A 508-nucleotide genomic window follows, 5' to 3' on the forward strand; every position below is an offset into this window, starting at 1 on the left:
CTCTGCCTGATGGTGATACTTTCACCTTCTGGTTTGCCCGCTTTTAGCGTAGCCAGCGCGGCCATGTTGACACCACTGTTATCTATGATCTGGTTTTCAGTATCAACAGCCCAGTGCAGGTATTTCCACTGGCCCCTGATTTTGATGCATGTTTCATCTATACGCCACCGGCGTTCCACATGACGCTTATGCCGTCGAAATGCCCTGTCCCGCAATGGCACCAGGTGGATGACCCAGCGGTAAAGTGTAGAATGGTCAACGACAACACCACGCTCAGCCATCATTTCTTCGAGGTTGCGGCAGCTCGGCCTAGGTGGGATACCAACGAACACATTTCGCGATAACATCGACGGGAGTGGTGCCGGCCGCTGAATGCGTTTCGGATCACTGGCATTGGCATTGGCATTGGCATTGGCATTGGCATTGGCATTGGCATTGGCAGGTAACATCACGAAAAAATCAGGTTACCAGATAGGGCCTTAATGCGACAGAACCCTTCATTTTATAT

General features: G+C 51.2%; 1 pseudogene. It reads right to left on the reverse strand.

Annotation, left to right across the window (positions count from 1 at the left end):
- Positions 1 to 394 (reverse strand): annotated as a pseudogene (locus tag V2A85_RS24400) (DDE-type integrase/transposase/recombinase); the annotation flags it as partial.
- Between the last annotated feature and the right edge of the window lie 114 nt (positions 395 to 508).

Origin of the sequence: Yersinia sp. 1252 StPb PI (assembly GCF_048593885.1) — a bacterium.
Lineage (GTDB): Bacteria > Pseudomonadota > Gammaproteobacteria > Enterobacterales > Enterobacteriaceae > Yersinia > Yersinia enterocolitica_E.